The sequence below is a fragment of the Micrococcus sp. LASM2_SD2 genome (assembly GCF_057364565.1).
In genome coordinates, this window is record NZ_JBNFOB010000160.1 from 1 (window position 1) to 5,567 (window position 5,567).

A 5,567-nucleotide genomic window follows, 5' to 3' on the forward strand; every position below is an offset into this window, starting at 1 on the left:
TGGCCCGGGCGAGGGTGGCGCCGAGCATGACGGCGTCGGCGCCCATGGCGATCGCCTTGACGATGTCGCCGGAGGTGCCCAGGCCGCCGTCGGCGATCACGTGGACGTAGCGGCCGCCGGACTCGTCCATGTAGTCACGGCGCGCCTCGGCGATGTCCGAGATGGCGGTGGCCATCGGCACGCGGATGCCCAGCGCCCGGCGGGTGGTGGAGGACGCGCCGCCGCCGAACCCGACGAGCACGCCGGCCGCGCCGGTGCGCATCAGGTGCAGGGCCGGGGTGTAGCCGCGGCGCCGCCGACGATCACCGGGACGTCGAGCTCGTAGATGAACTTCTTCAGGTCCAGCGGCTCCTTGGCCGTCGAGACGTGCTCGGCGGAGACGGTGGTGCCGCGGATGACGAAGAGGTCCACACCGGCCTCGAGCACCGTGCGGTAGAACTCCTGCGTGTGCTGCGGGGTGAGCGAGCCGGCCACCACGACGCCCGATTCGCGGATCTGGTTGAGGCGCTCGGTGATCAGCTCGGCCCGGACCGGCGCGGAGTAGACCTCCTGGAGCCGGCGGGTGACCTCGGGGCTGCCCGGCTCGTCCGGCAGCGAGGCGATCTCCAGCAGCAGCGCCGTGGGGTCCTCGTGGCGGGTCCACAGGCCCTCGAGGTTGAGCACTCCGAGACCGCCGAGGCGCCCCAGGGCGATGGCCGTGTCCGGGGACATCACGGAGTCCATCGGGGCGCCGATCACCGGCATGTCGAACGTGAAGGCGTCGATCTGCCAGGACAGGTTCACGTCCTTCGGGTCACGCGTGCGGCGCGCCGGGACCACCGACACGTCGTCCAGGGAGAAGGCCCTGCGGCCTCGCTTGCCACGTCCGATCTCGATCTCGTTGCTCACCCCTCCAGCCTAGTCCAGAGCGGCCGTCAGGCGGACATGCGACGGCAGCCGGGACGGCGACCGGAGTCGGGGCGGGGAGGGGGAGAGGGGAAGGGGCGGGACCGGTGCGGTCCGCCCCGGCGGTGCGCTCCGGGCCCGCGGCCCGGAGACGTCAGTGACTCCGGTAGTTCGGCGCCTCGACGGTCATCATGATGTCGTGCGGGTGCGACTCCTTGAGGCCCGCCGCGGTGATGCGCACGAAGCGGCCCTGCTCCTTCAGCTGCGGCACGGTGGCCGAGCCGGTGTAGAACATGGTCTGGCGCAGGCCGCCCACCAGCTGGTGGACCACGGCGCCCACTGGGCCGCGGTACGGCACCTGACCCTCGATGCCCTCGGGGATCAGCTTGTCCTCGCTCGGCACATCCGCCTGGAAGTAGCGGTCCTTGGAGAAGGACCGCTTGCCGTTGCGGGTCTGCATGGCGCCCAGGGAGCCCATGCCGCGGTAGGCCTTGAACTGCTTGCCCTGGTAGAAGACCAGGTCGCCCGGGGACTCGGCGGTGCCGGCCAGCAGGGAGCCGAGCATCACGGAGTCCGCGCCGGCCACGAGGGCCTTGCCGATGTCCCCCGAATGCTGCAGGCCGCCGTCGGCGATCACCGGCACACCGGCAGGGATCGCGGCCTTGGCCGCCTCGTAGATGGCGGTGATCTGCGGGACGCCCACGCCGGCCACCACACGGGTGGTGCAGATGGACCCCGGGCCCACGCCGACCTTCACGGCGTCGGCGCCGGCGTCCACGATCGCCTTGGCGCCGGCGTAGGTCGCCGCCTGGCCACCGATCACGTCCACGTGCTTGGCCGCCTTCTCCTTCTTCAGGCGGGCGACCATGTCCAGGACACCGTGGGTGTGGCCGTTCGCGGTGTCCACCACGAGCACGTCCACACCGGTCTCCACGAGCGCCATGGCACGCTCCCAGCCGTCGCCGAAGAAGCCCACGGCACCGCCGACGCGCAGGCGGCCCTCCTCGTCCTTCGCGGCGCCCGGGTACTTCTGCGCCTTGTCGAAGTCCTTGATGGTGATCAGTCCGGTGAGGCGGTCCCTGCGGTCCACCAGCGGCAGCTTCTCCACGCGGTTCTCGGAGAAGAGCTTGAGGACCTCCTCTCGGGAGATGCCCTCACGCGCGGTGACCAGCGGCATGCGGGTCATGGCGGTCTCCACGGTGCGCGTGTCCCACTCCTCGTGCGGGATGAAGCGGGTGTCGCGGTTCGTGATGATGCCCAGCAGGGTGCGGTCCTCGCCCACCACCGGCAGACCGGAGACGCGGTACTGCGCGCACAGGTCGTCCAGCTCGGCGAGTGTGGCGTCCGGACCGATGGTCACCGGATCGGTGATCATGCCGGATTCGGAGCGCTTCACGCGGTCCACGTGGGAGGCCTGGTCCTCGATGGACAGGTTGCGGTGGATGACGCCCATGCCGCCCTGCCGGGCCATGGCGATCGCCAGCGGCGCCTCGGTCACGGTGTCCATGGCTGCGGAGATGATCGGGATGTTCAGGCTGATCCGCTTGGTCAGGCGGGTCGAGACGTCGGCATCGGCGGGGATGACGTCCGTGGCGTTCGGCAGGAGCAGGACGTCGTCATAGGTGAGGCCGAAGAACCCGAACGGGTCGGCGGCGGTGGCGACGGGATCCGGCGAGGGACCAGAGGACGTGACGTTCACGGGCGCAGAACCTTTCGGGTGAGGATCGGGGGGCAGGTGCGTCATGCAGGACGACCGCACCACGCCAGTCTAGACACGGACACGACCGTGGCCCCTGCCGAGGAGGCAGGGAGCGCCTGGCCCTCCGCGCGGACGACGCCGGTCAGAAGATCCCGTTCGAGCGATCGGCCAGCAGTCGCGTCGGGTGGTTGCCCGTCCGGCGGGAGTCGACCATGGTGCCGGCCGCGATCGGCAGGCCGTCGCCGAAGTCCATGGCGAGGTCGGCCTCGTTGTCCCCCAGCCCGGCCCCGGGAGGGTCCCGGAGAACGCCCAGTCGAAGTCGTGGTTCACCGATCCCACCGGCCTGTTGTTCATCGGGTAGGACAGCACCCGCCCGGAACCCCACGACGTGGCGAAGCGAGTGACGGACCGCCCGACGTCGTCCAGGACGGTGTTGTTGCGCACCTGGATGTCGAGCTGCAGCGGATACTCCGGAGAGAAGGTGACGTTGCACGGGGACAGGTTCTTCACGTTCACGTAGACCTGCTGGGCGACCGAATCGCCGACACCGGCCGGCTGGTAGAAGTTGAGCTGCAGCTTCACCGGCTGACCGTCGCAGAGGTAGTTCTGCCGGACGTATGCCTGGGCGGCGGCGAAGGCGTCGTCGATCTGCCTGGTGCACGGGAACGAGGCGGCGACGGAGAGCGCGGCGGTGGCCGCGGCGATCGCGGGGACGGACCAGGCGAGGCCTGAGGTCACGGCGCGACGGGAGAGAGGCGCGGTCATGGGGGTGGCCTCCTTTGCGTCCAGGGCCTCGGAGGTCGTACGCCACCGAGTGCTGAACAACGCCCCCGCTGTGCAGGGTGCATGAAGTTCACCACGGGCAGCTGTGCCGCGACCACCTCTGAGGGCGCCCCGATACCGGGAAGTCCGCCCACTGTGCCGAACCTCACCACTGTTGCTCCGGGTGACCCCGCGGACGGCCCCCGGCCTGAGCACGGCCTATGCTCGCCCGATGACGTCGCAGAGCTCCTCCCCCACGTCCTCGTCTCCGCGCGCGGACACGAGGCCCGCCCACCGGTCCCCCTGGTACACCCGTTTCGGCCCGCAGATCCTCATCGCCCTCGTGCTGGGCCTGGCCCTGGGCCTGCTCGCCCGCGCCACCGGCCACACCGAGGACACCCCCACCTGGCTGGGCGAGGGCCTGGCCACGCTGGGCTCCTCCTACATCTCCCTGCTGCGCGCCACCGTGGTGCCGCTGGTCTTCTTCGCGGTGGTCGCCTCGATCGCCAACCTGGCGCAGGTGGCGAACGCCGCCCGCCTGGCGGCCAAGACCCTCCTCTGGTTCGCCCTCACCTCCCTGGTCTCCGTGCTGATCGGCATCGGGGTGGGCGCCGTGATGCGGCCGGGCGTGGGCACCGGCCAGTCCGCGCCCACCGACTACACGGCGCGCGAGGTCGGCTGGCTCGACTTCCTGCAGGGCCTGATCCCCGTGAACTTCCTCGGCCTCGAGGCCTCCGCGTCCGTGGCCGAGTCCGGCGCCGTCTCCGTCTCGCCCGGCTTCAACGTGCTGCAGGTCCTCGTCATCTCCATCGCCGTCGGCGTGGCCGCGCTCAAGGTGGGTGAGAAGGCGGAGCCGTTCCTGTCCTTCTCCCGCTCCGTGCTGGCCGTGATCCAGAAGGTGCTGTGGTGGATCATCCGCCTGGCGCCCCTGGGCACCGTGGGCCTGCTCGGCAACGCCGTGGCCTCCTACGGCTGGACCACCATGGGCACGCTGCTGAAGTTCGTGGTGGCGATCTACGTGGGCCTCGCCCTGGTCCTCTTCGCCCTCTACCCGGCCCTGGTGAAGCTGCACGGGCTCTCGGTGCGCCAGTACTTCTCCGGCGTATGGCCGGCCGTGCAGCTGGGCTTCGTGTCCCGCTCCTCGATCGGCACCCTGCCGGTGACCCAGCGCGTGGCCGAGCGCAACTTCGGCGTGCCCACCGGCTACGCCTCGTTCGCGGTGCCCCTGGGCGCCACCACCAAGATGGACGGCTGTGCCGCGATCTACCCGGCGATCGCGCCCTGTTCGTGGCGCAGTTCTACGGCATCGACCTCTCGCTGGGCCAGTACGCCCTGATCGTCCTGGTCTCCGTCCTGGGCTCGGCCGCCACGGCGGGCACCACCGGTGCCACCGTGATGCTCACGCTCACGCTGTCCACCGCGGGCCTGCCGCTGGAGGGCATGGCCCTGCTGCTGGCCGTGGACCCGATCGTGGACATGGGCCGCACCGCCACCAACGTGGCCGGGCAGGCCCTGATCCCGGCACTCGTGGCCAAGCAGGAGCGCATCCTGGACCTGGAGCGCTTCGACGGCGAGCGGGTGAACATCCTCGAGGACGACGAGGAGATCGTGGACGCCCGCCGGCATGAGGACCCCGCCGCCGCGGATCCGCGATGATGGCCCCATGTCCGATGAGCTGACCTACTCCCCCGCATGCGCCACGCTCGGTGAGCTGCCGCCCGGCACCGACCACCTGGACGTGGAGCGGGTCGTCGGCCATGGCGCCCTGCGCTCGAGCGTGCCCGTGCCCGCCTGTTCGCCTGGGCACCGCAGCGTGCCGCCGGCTTCGGGTCCGTCCCACGGCGACACCGGCCCCCGGTTCCCGGGTCACCCTGGTCCCGGGGGCGGGTCTGGCGCCCGTCCGCCTGCTCCCGGAGGCGGTGCTGCCGCGGTTCCGCTGCGAAGTGGTCGCGGTCGTCGACGAGCCGGACCGCGCCGGCTTCGCCTATGGCACCCTGCCGGGCCATCCGGAGTCCGGGGAGGAGCTCTTCCTGCTGCGCCTGGAGCCGGGCAGCGGGCGGGTGCTGTTCCGGATCCGCGCGTTCTCCCGCCCGGGGACGCGCTGGTCCCGGGCGCTGGCCCCCGGTCGTGCGCCTGACCCCAGCGCGCCCCTCACCTGCCGGTACCTGCGCTTCCCCTGGGGCTGAGCGCACACGACGACGCCCCCCGCACCTCACGTGAG

Annotated in this window: 3 protein-coding genes and 2 pseudogenes; 2 read left to right on the plus strand and 3 right to left on the minus strand. The window is 71.3% G+C overall.

Going from position 1 to position 5,567, the window contains the following annotated elements; translation table 11 throughout:
* From AC2W7A_RS08790 to AC2W7A_RS08800, 3 genes and pseudogenes are all read right to left on the minus strand, one after another.
* Window positions 1-888, minus strand: a pseudogene (locus AC2W7A_RS08790) (GuaB3 family IMP dehydrogenase-related protein); the annotation flags it as partial.
* Between the two features lie 151 nt (window positions 889-1,039).
* Window positions 1,040-2,584: an IMP dehydrogenase gene (gene guaB, locus AC2W7A_RS08795; protein WP_485991031.1), complete on the minus strand. Its 1,545-nt coding sequence runs from the start codon at window positions 2,582-2,584 to the stop codon at window positions 1,040-1,042.
* Between the two features lie 69 nt (window positions 2,585-2,653).
* Complete coding sequence (locus AC2W7A_RS08800) at window positions 2,654-3,349, minus strand: hypothetical protein (RefSeq protein WP_485991032.1); 696 nt, start codon at window positions 3,347-3,349, stop codon at window positions 2,654-2,656.
* 229 nt (window positions 3,350-3,578) lie between these two features.
* Here AC2W7A_RS08800 and AC2W7A_RS08805 point away from each other — a divergent pair.
* Together AC2W7A_RS08805 and AC2W7A_RS08810 are read left to right on the plus strand one after the other, a co-directional pair.
* A pseudogene (locus tag AC2W7A_RS08805) lies at window positions 3,579-5,002 on the plus strand (dicarboxylate/amino acid:cation symporter).
* A 101-nt stretch (window positions 5,003-5,103) separates the two neighbouring features.
* Window positions 5,104-5,532, plus strand: a complete 429-nt coding sequence (locus AC2W7A_RS08810) for a DUF1990 domain-containing protein (protein ID WP_485991033.1) — start codon at window positions 5,104-5,106, stop codon at window positions 5,530-5,532.
* The last annotated feature ends 35 nt before the right edge of the window (window positions 5,533-5,567 follow it).